Origin of the sequence: Mycoplasma sp. Pen4, assembly GCF_014352955.1 — a bacterium.
In the GTDB taxonomy this organism is placed as follows: Bacteria; Bacillota_I; Bacilli_A; order Mycoplasmatales; family Metamycoplasmataceae; genus Mycoplasmopsis.
This window is the reverse complement of sequence record NZ_CP060691.1, coordinates 138679-156603: the sequence shown is the minus strand read 5'-3', so window position 1 is coordinate 156603 and position 17925 is coordinate 138679. Positions and strand designations below refer to the sequence as shown.

13 protein-coding genes are annotated in these 17925 nt (G+C 28.1%); 3 read left to right on the top strand and 10 right to left on the bottom strand.

Translation table 4 applies throughout. From position 1 onward, the window contains the following. Positions 1-46: 46 nt before the first annotated feature. Together H9M94_RS00630 and topA are read right to left on the bottom strand one after the other, a co-directional pair. Entirely contained in the window at positions 47-1003 is a 957-nt protein-coding gene (locus H9M94_RS00630; RefSeq protein ID WP_255483484.1) for an SPFH domain-containing protein, read from the bottom strand. Positions 1004-1329: 326 nt separating this feature from the next. Further along, positions 1330-3186: a type I DNA topoisomerase gene (topA, locus tag H9M94_RS00625; protein ID WP_187469674.1), complete on the bottom strand. Its 1857-nt coding sequence runs from the start codon at positions 3184-3186 to the stop codon at positions 1330-1332. 305 nt (positions 3187-3491) lie between these two features. On the opposite strand from topA, the gene rpsF reads away from it, so the two are divergent. The 3 genes from rpsF to rpsR are packed head-to-tail and all read left to right on the top strand — an operon-like array spanning position 3492 to position 4839. Beyond that, a complete protein-coding gene (rpsF, locus tag H9M94_RS00620) occupies positions 3492-3896 on the top strand; it encodes a 30S ribosomal protein S6 (RefSeq protein ID WP_187469673.1) in 405 nt (134 codons plus the stop codon). A gap of 29 nt (positions 3897-3925) precedes the next feature. Beyond that, positions 3926-4561 carry a single-stranded DNA-binding protein gene (locus tag H9M94_RS00615; RefSeq protein WP_187469672.1) on the top strand — a complete coding sequence of 212 codons (636 nt, stop codon included), beginning with the start codon at positions 3926-3928 and terminating at the stop codon, positions 4559-4561. A 14-nt stretch (positions 4562-4575) separates the two neighbouring features. Next, positions 4576-4839 carry a 30S ribosomal protein S18 gene (gene rpsR, locus H9M94_RS00610; RefSeq protein ID WP_187469671.1) on the top strand — a complete coding sequence of 88 codons (264 nt, stop codon included), beginning with the start codon at positions 4576-4578 and terminating at the stop codon, positions 4837-4839. 452 nt (positions 4840-5291) lie between these two features. On the opposite strand, the gene H9M94_RS00605 is transcribed toward rpsR, so the two are convergent. From H9M94_RS00605 to H9M94_RS00570, 8 genes are all read right to left on the bottom strand, one after another. Beyond that, positions 5292-6542 carry an Mbov_0401 family ICE element transposase-like protein gene (locus H9M94_RS00605; protein ID WP_187469670.1) on the bottom strand — a complete coding sequence of 417 codons (1251 nt, stop codon included), beginning with the start codon at positions 6540-6542 and terminating at the stop codon, positions 5292-5294. 150 nt (positions 6543-6692) lie between these two features. Beyond that, positions 6693-7895, bottom strand: coding sequence for an Mbov_0400 family ICE element protein (locus H9M94_RS00600; RefSeq protein ID WP_187469669.1), 1203 nt, complete (start codon positions 7893-7895; stop codon positions 6693-6695). Positions 7896-8011: 116 nt separating this feature from the next. Continuing rightward, positions 8012-13330 carry an Mbov_0399 family ICE element protein gene (locus H9M94_RS00595; protein WP_187469668.1) on the bottom strand — a complete coding sequence of 1773 codons (5319 nt, stop codon included), beginning with the start codon at positions 13328-13330 and terminating at the stop codon, positions 8012-8014. Beyond that, complete coding sequence (locus H9M94_RS00590; RefSeq protein WP_187469667.1) at positions 13308-13958, bottom strand: Mbov_0398 family ICE element protein; 651 nt, start codon at positions 13956-13958, stop codon at positions 13308-13310. The genes H9M94_RS00595 and H9M94_RS00590 overlap by 23 nt, the downstream gene beginning before the upstream one ends. After that, positions 13959-16289: a DNA topoisomerase gene (locus H9M94_RS00585; RefSeq protein ID WP_187469666.1), complete on the bottom strand. Its 2331-nt coding sequence runs from the start codon at positions 16287-16289 to the stop codon at positions 13959-13961. Then, positions 16282-16671 carry a hypothetical protein gene (locus H9M94_RS00580; protein WP_187469665.1) on the bottom strand — a complete coding sequence of 130 codons (390 nt, stop codon included), beginning with the start codon at positions 16669-16671 and terminating at the stop codon, positions 16282-16284. Before H9M94_RS00580 ends, H9M94_RS00585 begins: the two co-directional genes overlap by 8 nt. A 2-nt stretch (positions 16672-16673) precedes the next feature. Then, a complete protein-coding gene (locus tag H9M94_RS00575) occupies positions 16674-17324 on the bottom strand; it encodes a hypothetical protein (protein ID WP_187469664.1) in 651 nt (216 codons plus the stop codon). Positions 17325-17334: 10 nt separating this feature from the next. Continuing rightward, entirely contained in the window at positions 17335-17907 is a 573-nt protein-coding gene (locus tag H9M94_RS00570) for an Mbov_0392 family ICE element protein (RefSeq protein ID WP_187469663.1), read from the bottom strand. Between the last annotated feature and the right edge of the window lie 18 nt (positions 17908-17925).

The following is a 17925-nucleotide window of genomic DNA, read 5'->3' as shown; positions in this document are numbered from 1 at the left end:
AATATAAATCTATCTTTAAGTCTTTTTAATAATTTAGACTTCATTTTTATACCCTTTCCCCGCATTCTATGCAAAATTTTGATTTAGGGAGCAATGAAGCATTACATGCTTTGCAAGATGGTTGTAATTTATTGCCACATTCAATGCAAAATTTAGATTTTTCATTGTTTTTTGCGGCACATGAAGGACAAGCTAATATTACAATTTCTTTAACCTCAGACATCGACTGTGAAAATTGACGTTGTCCATATTGCATAGAATTAACCATTCCTTGCCCCATCATGTTAGCAACTCCTAAGCCAAGTATAGTACCACTAATGCCTTCATTTTTCGCTGCATGTTCAATATTATCTAATTCGCGAACTTTGTAGTAATCATCACCAAGGATATTAATTTTTGCTTTCCCCATTAAGAGTTTATTCAATTCTGCTTTGGTTTCTTCTGGAGCTCCAATATCTTCTATACTTGAACTTACAACATCCATTCCGATTGTTTGTGTATGTTTATTCAATTCTAAAATGAAGAAATCATTAATTTCATCAAGTCTTGGAAGAATATCAAAATATGAAATTTCTTTTTGAATAATTATTGCTGAAATAATACGTTTAATATTTTGATTTATCCATCCTCTTAATTGATTTTTTATAAAATCAAATGTTAAATAACTGCCATTATCAAAAGACCCAACTAATCTATCTAGTAGATATTGATAATTATTCACCGCTAGCCCAAATTGTCCTCTAGCCCTTAAATCAAGGACTAGTGCATATTTTGGATCTGTGATTGAAAAAGAAGATGGTGTTCCTCATTTCATATCAAGTTTGAGTCTCTTATTAATAAAATAAAATTCTACAGGATATGCATTTCCACTTCATCATTTTTGGGTTCCCGAAGAAACTATTGGGAGTCATGCACTATCAATATTTGAAGTCCCAGGTTCAACAACAGCTATCATTTGACCCGACGAGACAACAATACACACTTGCCCTGGCCTAACAATTAATTTTGATTTTGTATTTACATAAGATTCAGGGTGTTTTCAAATTAATTAATCTAAATTTGTGCCACCTGTGTGTTCAATAACTGAGTAAATGTTCATTTAATTCCTCCTACTTTGAAGTATATATAGTCGAAATTGATGGAATAATATGGAAATATGGTATTTTTACATTCAATTTTTACTAGAAATTAACCTTTTTAACAATGAATTCAAATGATTTTTTACTTAAGCTCAAAAATATCAAAAATTACTAATTCACCATAAACGTAGTGTTTTTCATTAAATAAAAGTAACAAAAATAGCCATTACTAGAATGACTAATTTTGATATTATTCTTCATTTTCAATTTCTTCATCTGATTCAGGTTCTTCAATGTATGAATCAGTGAATTTACATTTAGGGAAGTTTGCACATGCAATGAATTTTTGTAAATTCTTTTTATTGTGTCTAATTACTAAATCCCCGCCACATTCAGGACATGGTTTTCCAAGGTGGATTAATTTGAATGTATGTTTCTCAATCTTATCACCAGCTTTTTCATATTCTGCAATAAACTTATCTCAAAATTCTTGCATAACTTGTTTATAGTCTAATTTGTCTTCAGAAATTAAATCAAGTTGCTCTTCAACAGAAGCAGTATATGTTTCGTTGATGATATCCGGAAATGCTTTGATTAAGTTATTTAATAAAATTTCTCCAAATTCAGTTGGTTTTAATTGTTTTTGTTTTGGTTCAACAAATAAACGATCCTTAACCGTCTTAACTGTAGTTGCAAAAGTAGAAGGTCTACCAACTTTAATTAAATCAAGTGCTTCGATTAATGTTCCACCATTATAACGTGGTTTTGGTTTTGTTTGTGATTTATCAAAGTCAAAACTTTCAACTGCAACTTTTTGACCTTGTGTATAACCTGGATCAACTTTTTCATCAGTGTATCCTGTTACGACGTAATATCCCTCAAAAATAACTTTTGAATATGAATTTGTAAATTTGTATTCGCCTGTGTTGTAGATGTATTGAGTACTTCTACGCTCTGGTTGCGAGATTAATGCTTGCATAGTGTTTTCATATACAAGTTTATAAATTTTAAACTCAGATGATGACATTTCAGGATATGTTACTTTTGCATCACTCGGTGTTAATGCAACATCTGTTGGTCTAATAGCCTCATGGGCATCTTGTTCACCACTAAAACCTTTAATTTCTTTACTTACATAATCATTTCCTCATTTATTGAAAATGTATTTTTGTGCTTCTTCAATAAAATGATTTGAAAGTCTTGTAGAATCAGTTCTTGGGTAGCTTATAAGTCCGCCATCTCCATACCCCTCATAAAGTTTTTGTAAAGCATTTTGTGTAACTGTTGATGACAATGGTGAACGTTTATATAATGCTGCTTGTTTAAATGGTGTTACAGCAGGCATTTTGATATTTTTAACTTGAACATTTGCAACTTCCAATTCTTTGTCACAGCTGTCAAAGTATTTTTTAACTACTTCATATTCATTAGGTAAAATTCAGTTTCTTTTCTTTGTTTCATTGTTCTCATTAAAGTAAACTGCTAAATTATCATCATTAGGTAATTTTGCTTTTAATGTGTAGTAATCTTCAGGGATGAAATTTCTAATTTCATTTTCACGATCAACAATTAATTTTAAAGCAATACTTTGCACTCTACCTGCGGTTGCATTACCAGGTGCATTGCTAAATTTTGAGCGCATTAAATTACTTAATCTATAACCAATAATACGGTCTAACATTCTACGTGATTTTTGTGCATCAACTAAGTGCTCATCGATCATAATTGGATTATTTAGAGCTCTTAAAATAGCATCTTTTGTGATCTCGTTGTATTTAATTCTTGAATAACGAGATTTAATTTTTAAATAATCAACTAAGTGTTCAGCGATTGCTTCACCTTCCCGGTCCGGGTCAGTTGCAATGTAAACATGATCAGCATTTTTAACTGCTTCTTTTAGTTTTTTTATAACTTCATTTTTAGAAGCATCCTTTGCATATTGAGGTTCTCAATTTTCAAAATCAATTCCAAGTCCAAATTGACCTGAACTCTTCATTTTTAAAATATGTCCCACACTTGCTAAAACTTCAAAGTCTGGTCCAACGTATTTTTTAATAGTCGCTACCTTATTGGGTGACTCGACAATAATTAATTTGCTTGCATTCATACAAATAAATATATCAATTATTCCTAAAATAAAAACAATTTTTTTATCAGTGTGACTGCATATTATATTAATAATATCTATTGTGAAAAAAATTATTTCTTAGTCAATGAAAATGAAAAACCAGATGATTTAAAAATTGAAAAATTCCTTATTTTCTTAAAAAATATCTTTTTGTTTTATCTCATAGTGCTAAAAAACAAAGTCAACAAAATTTTTATAACATATTATGTTATATAATAAATAAGAGTATATAGTACTCCTTGGTTAAATGTAATTTAACCCAGTAAAGTCCAAAAGGAGAAAAAATGAACAAATACGAAATTATGTCAATCGTTAGCCCAAAAGCAGACGTTAAAGTTTACACAGACTTAGTGGCTGAAGTTTTTGGTAAAGGAGTTTTAAAAGTTGAAAAACTTGAAAGAAACGAATTAGCTTACGAAATTAACAAATCAAAACACGCACAATACGTTTTAGCTTACGTAGAATCAGACGGAACAAACATCGCTGAATTCACACGTCGTACAAACATCATCAAAGATATCTGAAGAATTCTTGTAATCAACTTAGATACAGAAAACGGTTTACACAAAGCTGCTAAAGAAGCTGCAAAACCAAGAGCTAAAAGAGTTGTTAAACAAGACTCAGATAAAAAAGTTGCTAGAACACATGCTAATAAAACTGCAAGTGAACAAGCACTAGTTACTGAATAATAATCAAATTTTAAATTAGGAGAGATTTTATGCTAAATCAAATTACATTAGTTGGACGTATTACAGCAGATCCAGTCTTAGCTCATACTTCAAATAACGTACCATATGTTCGTTTAACTATTGCAGTTAATCGTCCAGGTTCAAATCAAGTAAATGGGCAAGATATTGCTGATTTTATTCCACTTGTTGCTTGAACTCAAACTGCTGAGTTTATTTCAAGAAACATTAGAAAAGGTTCACTTGTGCTTGTAACAGGTTCTTTACAATCAAGTACTTACAATAGTACTCAAACTAATCAATTGGTTCGTAGTTATGATGTTAGAATTAACAGTATTAACCCGTTAGAACCAAAACAAGTTGTTGAAGCAAGAATTGCTGCAAACGGATCAAATGCAACATTTACACCAAACTTGAGACAACCTAATAACACAACGTCAAATGCACCTCAGGCCTATGGGTTAAACAACAGTTTTAATCAAGGTGCAAATACACGTAGTTACACAAGAAACCAAAAATTTGATTACAACTATAATGTTGAAGGCAACAAAATCGACAACACTCCTACATTAAGTAACGAAATTTCAACAAATAAATCAAATCAAGAAGCAAATAATGATGCTGAACAAAATTTAGCCCCATTATTTGACTTAGATAATCTTGATTAAATAAAGGAGAAAATATGGCTTTAATCAAACGTAAAAAATCATTTGCAGGTAGAAGAAAATCATGTGAATTTTGTGATAACAAAATGCACTATGTAGACTACAAAAATGTAGAATTATTAGGAAAATATGTAACAGCAACAGGACAAATCAAAGCTAAATCATCAACAGGTACATGTGCAAAACACCAAAGAAAAGTTGCAAACGCAATTAAAAGAGCAAGAATCATTGCTTTAATGCCTTACCACGTTGTACGTGCTCGTGTTTCAAAAGGAAACTAAGATATACTTTACTCGCTCGGTCAAATAATGCCGAGCTTTTCTTTTGCTTTTAATCTCTTAAAACTAAATAAAACACGGAAGGGTGAAATTAAGGTGTGTAGGAACGTATATATTTCCTGCTTCATTCTAATGTTACATCATTTTCGCTTTTTTTCGTTATTTTTTGAAAATTTCCACAAAATTTTCCGCATTTTTGCTTCAGCAAAAATAACGCGCACGCATATGCGCGTCCTTTAAAGGCAAGATAAGGTGCGCACCACATACTTACTGTATGGCGCATTATCTTGTTTTTTAATTATTTATTTTATAAATAATTACTTTGGTAAAAAATTCAAGATTTTTCTTTTTGAAATTTGCATCAGTATTATCAAATTTGCATCACTTTTGCACCAACACATTTTTTATATACTATGTATATACATATCTTAAAAATGCGCACCAAATTTGCACCACTATGCAAAAATAGTTGCAAAACCATTTACCAAGTTATTGTACATAATCTTTAATTTTGTTAGATTTAAACCAAAGAAACTATGTGATTTTTTGATGTTCTTTTTGCATTTGTAATACATAAAATGTTCAGTATAACATCTTACAATTTTTCTTTTTCCATCTAAATCTCATATTCCGTTTTCATTATTTTTGATGTATCTAAATAATTCTTTTACGTGATTTAACAATTTTTTATCATTGAATTTTTCTTCTAATACAGCTAAAAAATCATCTTTCAATTTCATAAAATCATCTTTATTTTTGTTTTCCAGAACATACAAAAATACATCATATCAATACTGATTATGATGTTCAACTTTGAGATTTTGAAAGACTTTTTTGAATGGGTTTGATACATTTCTTTGGTGTCCGATTGCACCTTTTATTTTCTTTATGAGATGAAATTTATCAAGGTAAAATGATGAATTCTCTCACAATAAAATCGAATTTTTTATTCATCTTGCGCCATCACCTTTCACTAAAATTTGCGATTCTTCGTGTACAAATTCAGATGTTTTTTCGGCTAAAATATCGTAATATTGTGATGATTTTTTAGTGTGTTCTTTACCTTTGATGAACTCATTAATTTCAAGTAAAACGACACCTTTTTTCTTAATATCTTTATTGGTAAAATCAGTGTGAAAAACAGCCGTTCTAAAGCGTACTTTTTCCTTTGATTTTCCATAATTTATCTTGTGGTACGTATCATCAATTTCAATGTTAATTTGCTCGTTTTTCTTATTGATTTTTTCCTTTTGAAAGTGCTCGATTAACTTGTTATTTTCATTAATTATCTTTTCTTCTATTGCATATTTTTTCATTCAAAATCTTGCTGTGCTTGGTTCTATTCTTTTACCATTAACGGTTGGCAAACTATCATTTTTTAATATCGCTTCTATTGTTTCTTCTATTATTGTAAAATCATATTTTTGGCGTGATAATTGCTTTAATAAATCGTGATGATAATAAACAAATCTCTTTAATTTTCCATTCTCTTGTTTCTTTTCATACATAGTAATGTTCAGTTCAAAAACACCAAATTTAGTGATATATTTTCTTTTCTTATATCTACAAATTTTTCAATTTGGGTGTTCTTTTTTACGAATTACTTCTCTAAAATGTTTTTCTAATTCATTGATTTTAGCAATCTTTTCTTCTAATGCTTGTTTAATGTGATTTTTATTTTCTTCGATTTCTATAATATTTCTCATAACAAAAATATTATATTTTAGTGTTTTTTCAGTAGAAAAACATTTCCGCATTTCAAGTAATTTTCCACATTTTTATTAAATTTTTGCATAAAAAAAGTGCTCCTTAAATTTTGGGAGCACTAAAGCAGTACATATATTATAATCTATTTCCTACATTATAGAAGTAGATTTTTTTGTTTGACTAGTAATGGTTTGATTAGTTTCATCTAGATATTCTTCATCAAAAAGATTTACATCTATTTTATTTTCGGCTTCTGTTTTCCTTTGTTCTGCACAATATTGTTGCACTTTTAATTCTTGTACTTGTTTCTTTTGTTGTTTTAAAAACTCAGGTTTATTAAAACAATCTGGTAATTTGATTTGATTTGTTTTATAGAATGTACTTACAATTTCATCTCTTTCACTTGAACTTATATATTCCATTCATTTTTCTTCTGCTTTGTCTATATCAACTCTAAGAGCATTTTTCTTCTCATTGTACATATGCTTTTTGATATATTTCATAACATCATATATATCATCTTTTTGTTTGTTTTGACTTCTATAATTTCTTATATAAATTGCAGTTCTAATATATGGTAATGTAGTGTCTTTAATTTTGTTTTCTAATGCATCAAAAACAAAATTCTTATTCTTCTCTGTCTTATATAAATCAATGTCTTCGTTTAGATACTTTTGCGCTTCTCGTAATGAAGCAGAAACCATTTCAACACTAACAAAATTCTTATTTTTGTTTATAAAGTTTATTTTGTCAATTGCTGTTATATATTGCTTCATTAATTTTGTTTTAGTTTTTATATCTTTTTCATTGTCTATATTTTTGGTTGCTGCTACAGATTCAATATTTTCTAATGTTTCTCAACAATATAAAATATTTGGAACTGTTTTAAGTTCGTTATTTTCTTCTTTAACACTAACTTCTGTAATACTTACTTTTGGTGGTGTGTGATTTAAATTGCTGATTACCTTATCTAAAATTTTCTTTGATGTTTGAAAACCTAATGAATTTAAATCTAAATAATCATTATCAGGGTGTAATTTTTGAAAATCATCTTCAGACATTACAAAAATTTGTGCACAATCTACATATGATGTATGCTTAATAAAACTAAATTTAGATGTACCGTTAATTTTAATTTCTTCTTCTCAATCAAATGCATTACGACTTTTTAATTCATTCGACTTCTTAGAACGCATTTTTAAATAAAAAACTTGTCTCGAATCAACATCGTAATAAATCACTAATGGGTGTTCAGAGATTTTTTCTCCAAGAACATTGAATATCATTCCCTTATCATCTTTACCAGATATAAATTCTTTTAATGTATTTTTGCGTTTTAATAAATTAAACATATATTCACCACCTTAATCATATTTTCTTATAAATATTATACAACAATAATTATTAAAAATAATTATTGTTATTTTGTTCCGCAAATAAAATCTCAACTTTTACGTTGAGACTTATTTTATTGAACTTTGTTCTTATATTTTTTCATATATACAAATCAACCAAGTAATGCTAACGATATAAAACTAAGAATTCCAACAGGTATAAGGAAATATGAAACTGCTTTTTTGAAAGCTTCTTTTTCTCTATTTGTTTCTGTTGATGTTATGTTATTTTTATTAATAAATGGAATACTTGTTTTGTTAGCAATTAATACATAACCATTTTCATCAGCTTTATTATCTTTTGAATGTAAAATAACTCTACTTGTATGAACTAAATCATCAGGTATTGCTATTGCTTCAATAGCATTGTTTAATTGTGTATCATCAACTTCATAATGCACATTTAAATCTAGTTTATAAATGTTTTTAATATGAGATGATAAACGCTCTAAGAAAAGTCTTTTTATGCGTTCCTTATCATTTTCTCTAAACACAAATAAATCACCATTAATTGCACTTAAAGTTGCTTTTTTAAGACTATTTCCATAATCTATTGTTTCATCTAAATCATCAATTATTTGCTTATCGGTTTGGTTAGTAAAAGTAAAACTTTTAGTGTTAATGCTCTTACCTTGAATTGGGTAAATGGTTATTGTACCATTATGTATTTGATTATCACTAATCATTACTTCATTTATTACTTGATTGATTTCGTTTGCATTGAATTTATAATCTTTGAATAAAGTCAAATTATGTTTTTCAAGATATGTTGTTATTGCTTGAATTAATTTGTTTCTTAATTCTTGTTTTGAATTTTCTGAATAATTTGCATTTTCTCAATCAGGAATAATAGATAAATCTACAGGTTCTTTTAAGTCATCAATTACATTCAATTCAGAACTTATTGTGTTTGTAAATTTTAGTTGTTTCTTCCCGATGGTTTTACCAAAAACAGATATCAATGTTATAACACCTTCGTGTTTTAAACCATCATTTTTTGAAATATTTCTAAGAGTGTTTCTTAGTTCTTGATTATCAATTAAATAATCAATACCAAAAACATAGTTGTTATCAGTCATATAACTAATAGCAGAATTGATTATTTTTGTTTCAATTATGCTTATTCTATTTTCTGTATAATCTCTTGTTTCTCAATCAGGAATAAGTGCTAAATTTCTAATTTTTATACCATCAACAACTAAATCAGTTGTATCTAAATCATCAGTTATTTGTTTATCTGTTTGATTACTAAATGGTAATTCTTTAGTGCCTTCAGTTGTACGATTATCTCCTAAAATTCTAATTGCACCAAAGCGTTCTAGATTATCAGAAATAGAAATTCCTCTAATAATCTCATTTAAATCTTTGAAATCAATATTGTAATCTAATAGAAAATCTAATTGATATTCATCTCTTAAAAATTTAACTGCTTTATCTACTACTTTTTGTCTAAGTATTGATAAGATGTTTTCGTTAAACTTAGTGGTTGTTCAATCTTTAATTAAATTCAATGGAATTCTTACTAATTTCGTTGCATCGAAATCAGTTTCGACATTAAAACTTGTTTCACCAACTATTTGTCCATTTCTATTTGGAATAACTGTTAGTTTAACTTTTGTTTTGCGTTTTAAAATAGAAATTTGAAGATTAATATCATTTCTTAATAAAACATCTTTGGGAATAGAAATACCAAGATTTCTACTTGAAAATTCATTATTAATGTGTGTGTAAATAGCATTACGCATTGTTGCTTCATCACTATTTTCAATTTTAATTGGTGGAATAGTGATGGTTGATAAATCTATTTTATCTTTGATAAGAGTTTTTGTTCAGTTGAAAACTGGAATTTGAAGAACACCAATATTAGGTGATTTAGCAGTTAAGATTAAATATGCTTTATTAGTTGGTTTAAATTTTTCAGAAAGTATATATTCTGGTTCCCTTAATTGTTTCAACACTTCTTCAATGTTGCTAATTTCGTAGTCTTCATCTAGTCTAAGTGGGTTAGGAATGTTTTCTAAATGCTTTTCTAATTCTTCAGTTATAGCATCTTCTACATAATCATCATTATCTTTGATACCTGGTATATGTATCTCGAATGGTTTAATTCCGTCAAAAATGTTCTTTGTATTTTTGTGATTTCTTGAGTTTTGTTGTCTTCAAAATGATGAAACATCAAATCTAAATATAGTTGTAGGAAATATTCTAATTCATGTATTAGATGGAATTAAATGAATTGTTAATGTATCATTCAATCTACTTAAATTAACTTCAATATCGCCACTTTGAATTGAATTCAAGAATTCTTCACTAGGTTCAATAAATCAATTATTACGATTACTATTAATTTGTTCTATAAATTCATCATAAGTTCTAGTTTGTTTTGCTACTGATGTAAAATAATCTTCATTTCAATTTGCAGTATAAATTTGTATTCCGTTGCTATCTAATTTTGAAAGCGGAATATAAATGGTATTTGTAGTCAATTTATGATTTATATTGTATGAATTTAAAACTAATGTAAGTTTAACTGTATCGTGTTCTACATCTGAATCACTTTCAACACCTTCTATTGTGTGTATGAATTCAACGTTTTCAACATCGATAATTTTGTAAGAATTATTTTTTACAAAATAGTATTCTTTAATATCATCAAAATTTCATTTTGATGTTTCCAGATTAAAGAAATTTCTCTTGAATTCTTTTTCTGTTAATCTTCCAAATCTATCTTTCAATCTCAATGATGCATTGATTTTATTATCAAATTTATGATTTCTTCATATTGCGTCCATAAATAGTTTGTAATATTCATTGAGATTTTCATATGACAAGTTATAAATATCTTGCTCTTTTAAATGAAATCTATCAATAATGAAATTATAAACTTGAGCACCAATTGAAGTCTTTCAAAATGGCGTTAAGTTAGTGTTATGTATAACATCTGCGAATAAAGTTTGTGGTGAAGTGTTTGGAGTGACATAAACTAATTTATATTGTGATATAGTTTTTTCGCCGCTAATAGCAAATAAATATAAACCTTCGTCAGAAAAGTAAGACGAATCACCACTAACAGTTGTTAAATTTATTGGTGAACCTAAATAAGCAAGATAATCAGCTTTTGCTTCAAGCATTCTATCTAAACTCTGGTCTCCTACACTTATTTTGAATATTTTCGCATTAGATATGTTTCCTACAAATTGTCTTAAACCACCTTTACCAAGAACTACAGCTTCAACCGGAATTCCAACTTCATCATTTATTTCGGTGAATGGTACCAAAAGTGTTTTTGTATCTTGTGGTAAAAATGTTTTGTAATAATAATTATCTTCGTCATCACTTCATCTTGCTCTTGCAGGTATATTTTCAATTTGATTGCCTGGGTTTGTTTTTCAAATGTCAAGAAAATCTTGTAATGTACTAAAACCACTCAAATTCAATCAAAGAACTTGTTTTTTAGTACCTGTTTTCGGGTCAATGCTCGAATCGTATTTTGGGTTAGGAATGCTATTTCCATTTTCGTCTTTAATGACATTGCCTTGTTCATCAATTAAAAATGGTTCAATTAAAATTCTTTGATGGAAGTTTTCTTCCGGTTTTCAAGCATATCATTTAAAGTCTTCTTGAATTGCTCTTGAGTTGATAACAAGAATTTTGGTATATTTTTTCACTAAATCAGATTCTAAATTCCCTTTACCATTATTGTTGTATTCATAAACTTCAATTGTATATTGGTTTTTAGGGTGTGAATTTTCTTCGGTTTTTGTAACTTCATTACCATCACTATCAGTAGTGCTTACACCTTCATTAAAAACTCTTTCATTATCATCTGCGCTTGTTCTGTTATCAGTTAATATCTCATTAAATCTTTGATTTAAAACATCGATCTTTTTACCATTAATAACCAAAACTTCGTTTTCAGTAGGTTTACCAATGAATGATATTTTTAATGGTGTGTGAACTTCTCATTTACCTAAATAAACATCTTTTCCTTTTGTTCCAATTGGTTTATCATTTGGAACACGAACAGGTGTATCAGCAACTAATTCAGTGGTTCCGCTCTCAAAATCTACTCATCTACCATATTCAATGTTAATTCTTTCGTTCATTCCCTGATCTAATGCTGCTGTTGATGCAATAAAGTTTATAGACATCATTCTATAAATCGGGAATTCATATTCATTGTTTGTTTTGCTACGTAGATAGATATCGATTAAGTCATTTTTGTTTGGAATGGTTTTGTAAACAACTTCTAAGATATCATCGTCATTTTGAATGCTCAAGTTTGACTTAATTTTTGCTTGAATTGTGTTTAAACTTTGAAATAATTTATCAAGTTTTTCGCGATTACTTTGAAATAAAGTTCCATCATTTATTGTGTTTAAATCACCGCCAGTATCTGAAATTAAATTCAATCTATATCTATCTCTTGAACCAGATTGCCTTTGAATAATTGGGACACTTGAAGAACCATTTGTTTGAATTAAAGTTCTATTTGTTTCTAGTTCTTTTAATTCACTAATTCATTGAACCACTTGTTCATCATATTTTCTTGTTATTTTCTCATTACTTGGAATTTGAAAATCAGTTTTAAATGTAGCACCAGAAAAAACAATACTGTTTAAATCACTAGAACGACCATCATCATATGTTGCAGCATCGAATGATAGTTCAATGCTTAAATCTCTGAAATAAACATCAAAAAATCTTTTCATTTTCTCTTTATTACCTTTTATTTCTTCTTGTAAGAGTTTTGAAACAAAAACCTTAGGTAATTTTAAGTATTTCGTTGATATACGTCTACCATTTCTATTGTTTAAACTAATAGAAATATTCCCATAATTATTTTTTGCAGATGTTATGAGTAAATTTACTCATTTTTCTTTATCAGTCTCATTTTGAATTAAATCAGACATCTTGTATATTGCTTTTTTTCTTAAAAAATCATAATTAGCACTATTTTCAAAATCTCTTCCTAGTGTTTGGGGTAGTCTAGTTGTTTTGATGCTATTTCTACCAGTAAGTCTTGGTAATTTAATTTGCTCAGAACCAGAAACAACCAAAACACCACCATTGTCACTTGGGTTAAGAATTCTATAATCTAATTCATTTAAATCTTTATTTAATTCATAATTAAAGTTTTCACGAGAAAAACCATTATATCTTCATTTATCAAATTTATCATAGGAAGGTGCAGAATCACCAACATAATATAAGTTTCTGCTTAAATGTTCAGAATCTAAATAATAATATGTTGAAAATTTATACGCTTCATCATCTCCGTCGCGATCTTGTCTTCAAAGTGTTGCAGATATAGTAGTAAGTGGTACTACAAGAGTACCACCTAATAATAATGTTGTTAAGATTTTCTTTTTATTCAAATTCAATAATTTCATCGTCTACCTCGTCTCTATAAGTTTCGGTATCACTAGATTGACTATTATCATATTCAACAAACTTTTGATATCTAGTTTCTACTTGTTTGATTGCTTTGCTATCGTTTTTTTCTAATTGTTCTCTTAATTCTTTTAGTTCATTAACTTTGTTATTGATATTTTGAATTGCATCTGATGTAATTTCTTTACCTGTTAATGCATCTAAAATCAAGTCTAGTTTCGATTCAATAATCGTTAGTTTATCTTGATTGATAAACACTTGTTGTGTAATACTTTTGGAAAAAGGCACCAATGAAGCATAAAATGCTTTTCTAAATGAGTAAAACATATCATTTTTAAAAGTCTTTAACAATGCTTCTTTATCTATTTCATCAACCGCATTAATTGCAGCTTCGGAAATAAAGTTAGAAAGTGTTTCACCTTTCTTTTTAAGTTCAATTTGTAATTGTTTAAGTCTTACAATATCACTTGCATTATAGAAACGAACTGTTGTTGATAAACTTGTTTTCTTACGTTTCTTTTTAGTTTCTACCTTCTTTTTCGCTTTTTCAATTTTAATAGCGTCATTAAGAATTGTTTCGCTCATTTTCGAACTTGTCTCAAGTTCATTTTTTAATTCTTTTTCCATCTATTCCTTTCCGAAACTTCCTTGTCTAAATAAGATTGACTTTTCAAATTCATTGTAATAAACTTCAGCTTGTATTTTAGAGAATTCGTGAAGTGATGCTAAGCAATCACCTATTTCAGCTTCAGCTAAAAATCTTGTTGTTGAATTGTTAAGTCCACCAGAGTTTTTAAATAATTCTTGTACAGCATTTAAGTCATTTGCTCTAAGTCCAAAGAAATATGAATATTGTGAGTTCATCATAATTGCTTCAGACTTTTTAGATGCATCAGCACTTGATAAGAAATCTGAAGGATTTTGTGTAGCAAATAACATTCCAGCATTATATTTTCTTACTGTTTTTGTCATAAAGAATAAAGCATCTAGTGTTAATTTATTGTCTTTAAATCTATGGAATTCATCTACCAATATTGTTGTATTAACTTCTTTATCAAGAATAAAATTGTTAAATATTTTAGTTTGTAAATAACTAAGTAAAACAAAGATACCAACAGCAGATAATTCTTCATCAGCAATTGCTAATTTAGAAATATTAAAGACTAAGAAGTCGCCATCTAAATCTAAATTTGTTTTACCATTATATAAATATTGATATTTACCATTATTTTCAAATAAATATTCCAATGTTTCGATAATATCAACCAACATTATTTCTTTTGTTTTTGAATTTATAGCATCATCAATCTGATAATTATGTGCGAAAGCAATCAGTTCAGAAATTGTTGGGTAGTCAAAATCAATAACATCATTTATAGTTTTGAAATTATAAATTCCAAACTCTTTATACAATGCTTTGATTACCTTAATAAGCATCATAATGTATGAATTATTCCATTCTGGAGCAACTAATCTAAAGTATTGTTCTAATCACTCAATGTGTTTATTTATGATGAGTTTTACACTCGTTTCATCAATTTCATCTTCATCATATAATTGCACTCTAATTTGGAGTGGGTTTACAGTAGTTTCTTTACCACTTCCTAAATCTAATACATCACCACCAAATTGTGATGCTAATTTTGTATATTCACCTTGAATATCAATTACATAAACTCTTTGGTTTTCCGCAAGTAAACTTAAAATTTCTTTACCTAAGAACGTACTTTTACCACGTCCTGAACTACCAAGTGTAAATGAATTGTAATTACTTCTCTTAGATGAATTTTTGAAGAACCTATTAATGATTAATGGTTCACCAGTTTCTTTAGTTAAACTTTGTAAATTTAAATTACCATCATTATTTAATGCATTATCAAATGCTCAACCGTGTGTTAGGTTATAACTACTAATTTCAAGTTGTTCTTTTAAATTATTTGTTGTAATTAGACACATCTGTGCAAAAGCATCAAATTGTTTAAACGGTAAGGGGTTAAGATTAATCTTATATTTTCTACATAATCTATAGTTTTTATTCTCTATTTCTTTTAATTCTTCTATTGTTTCTGCTTGATTAATAACTAGGAAATGCAAATCATACAGTCCTTTTTCGTATAACTCTTGCATTGCCTTTTGAGTTTCATCAGTCTTCATTCCTAATGAAATACCTTTCTTAAGCAATGTACTTGTAATGAAAGGTTTAGGCGGTTCTGTGATAGTCTCATCTTTTGTAATTTGATTAATCAATTTAAGATTAATTCCGACAGGACAGGGTTGTTCATTCAATTCATAAATGATTTCCTTTAAATCATCATTTACGTGTGATGCTGTTACATTATTTGAAATATCATCTTTGAAAATTGCTTGATATTTCTTTTTGATGATTTCAATGTGGTTTTTAATTTCTTTTTCTCGATCAATAACCAATTTTAATGCAACACCTTGCACTCTACCAGTGCTTGGCACATTTGCAACTTTTCTTACAGCTCTACTTCCTTTATAACCAATAAGTTTGTCTCCTATTTGTCTCAAAAATTGAGAATTTATAAGATTTTTATCTAATTCTCTAGGGTTAGCAATCGCGCTTTCTACAGCAGATGAAGTAATTTCATTAAATGTAATTCTTTTGACAATTCCTTTATCTTTAACTTTCTTTGGCAAGCATCATCAAACGTGAAAAGCAATTGCTTCACCTTCACGGTCCGGGTCAGTAGCAATGAAAATTTCGTCATACCATTTATCTACATTTTGAATAATGTTGTTTCAATTTTCTTTTTTGTTGTCGCTAATGACAAAATCAGGGTTAAAGCTTGCATCAACTCCAATATTTGCTTCACCTTTATTCGATAGTTCTCTAAAGTGTCCAACTGTTGCTTTCACATCATAACCAGGTCCCAAGATTTCTCTTAGTTTTTTAATTTTGTTCGGACTTTCGATGATGAAAAGTTTCTTACTCATCTTTAATCTCCTTTTTTAGTCTTTTAATTTCATTCCTGAAATCATCAAATTCATTAGGTTTAAATAAATTTCATTTGTTAATTTCTTTTTCTTTTTCTAGTTGTTTTGCGATTTTAACAATTTCGTTTTTGATGATGATTGTTAGATGATATTTTGCTAGATATAAGTCTTCTTTACAATATGTATCTAATAATTGATATATTTGCTGAGCGGTTAAACTCTTAACTCATTCATCTACATCTGAATTGACTTTATTGATTAACTTGCATTCGCTATCAAATGAGTATTTTATGTCGTGAGAATTTATAAAATCATCATAACCAGGTCATTGCATTGATTGCAAATAGTGATTTAATGCATCTTTTTTAACTTGTTTTTTCATTACTACATTTTTGATGTTGAACTTGATGTTTGTTTTTTAGTTCATTTTTCAAGAAAGTACTCAACATTTCAATTTGCTACTTCTCGGAAGTAATCGTTAACATCATCATCACTTAGAGCAGTGGGTTCGATACCTTCAAGAGTTTTGCAATCTACATCGTTTAACATAATATAGTGAGCATCTTCAATTAATTCGGTTAATTCGTTTTTTAAGCGATATGCTAAATTCACATACTCAGATTTAATTCCGTTTCTAGCAAAATCATCATCAATTACTTCTTTTAGTGTTTCACATAAAATAAATTCAGCACCATACCATCCTCCATTCTTAGGTTCAGATAAATAAGTAAATTTTTCATATGTATCACTAATATTAAAAACATTTGTTGCTTCTAAAATCTCATTTATGTCATTGTTTGTGAGTTCTTTATTTTTTAAAACATTAATAAACGCTTCTCTTGCTGTTTCTTTTGCTTCTTCTTGTTCAAAGTTTTTAAATATTTTCTTTAAATTAGGAACAACATCATTTGTTAGTTGTGTCTGTTTAAGTGCTTCAATTATCAAATCTACATCTGCATTTTTGAGTTTTTCCATAAATGAAGTTAATTCTTCAATAATAAATTTCGGGTTTAGTTTTTCGTTAATATTATTCATATTAATCTCCTTATATTTTGGTTGTTGAACTTGATTTTTGTCTTGCTTCTTCTATGATTTTAAAAGTTTCATTAACATAATCAGATATTGCATCATCTCTTAAATTTCAAAATTCTTCATCAATATCAATTTCTTTTAAATCATTTAAATAAACATTTACTTTGACATACTCAACGTTTTCACTAACATTTCTTGTTAATGGGTTTATTAAATATCTATATTGACTTTCTAGTCCATTTTCTTTTAAATCAATATCAACTATTTCTAATAAACCATCATATGAAATAATGTCTTCATCGTGTTCAAGAACAAAGGTGGTTTTATCTTCAGTATTAATGATTTCAAGTAAATCACTTACGTTTTCATCGGTTAATTTACCAGAGCAACACAATGATGTAAAATCGGTAAGTGTATAATCACTACAAGTATCACGCATAGTATTAAGTAATTTAAGGAATGAATTAATATCAGCTACTTGATTTGTATTTTCTATTGCTTCATATAAAACTTCATCATCTAAGCCATATTGTAAATAACCAGTATAAAGTCACAATGCATCTTTTAATTCTTTTGTTAATTCCATAGTATCTCCTTGGTTTTA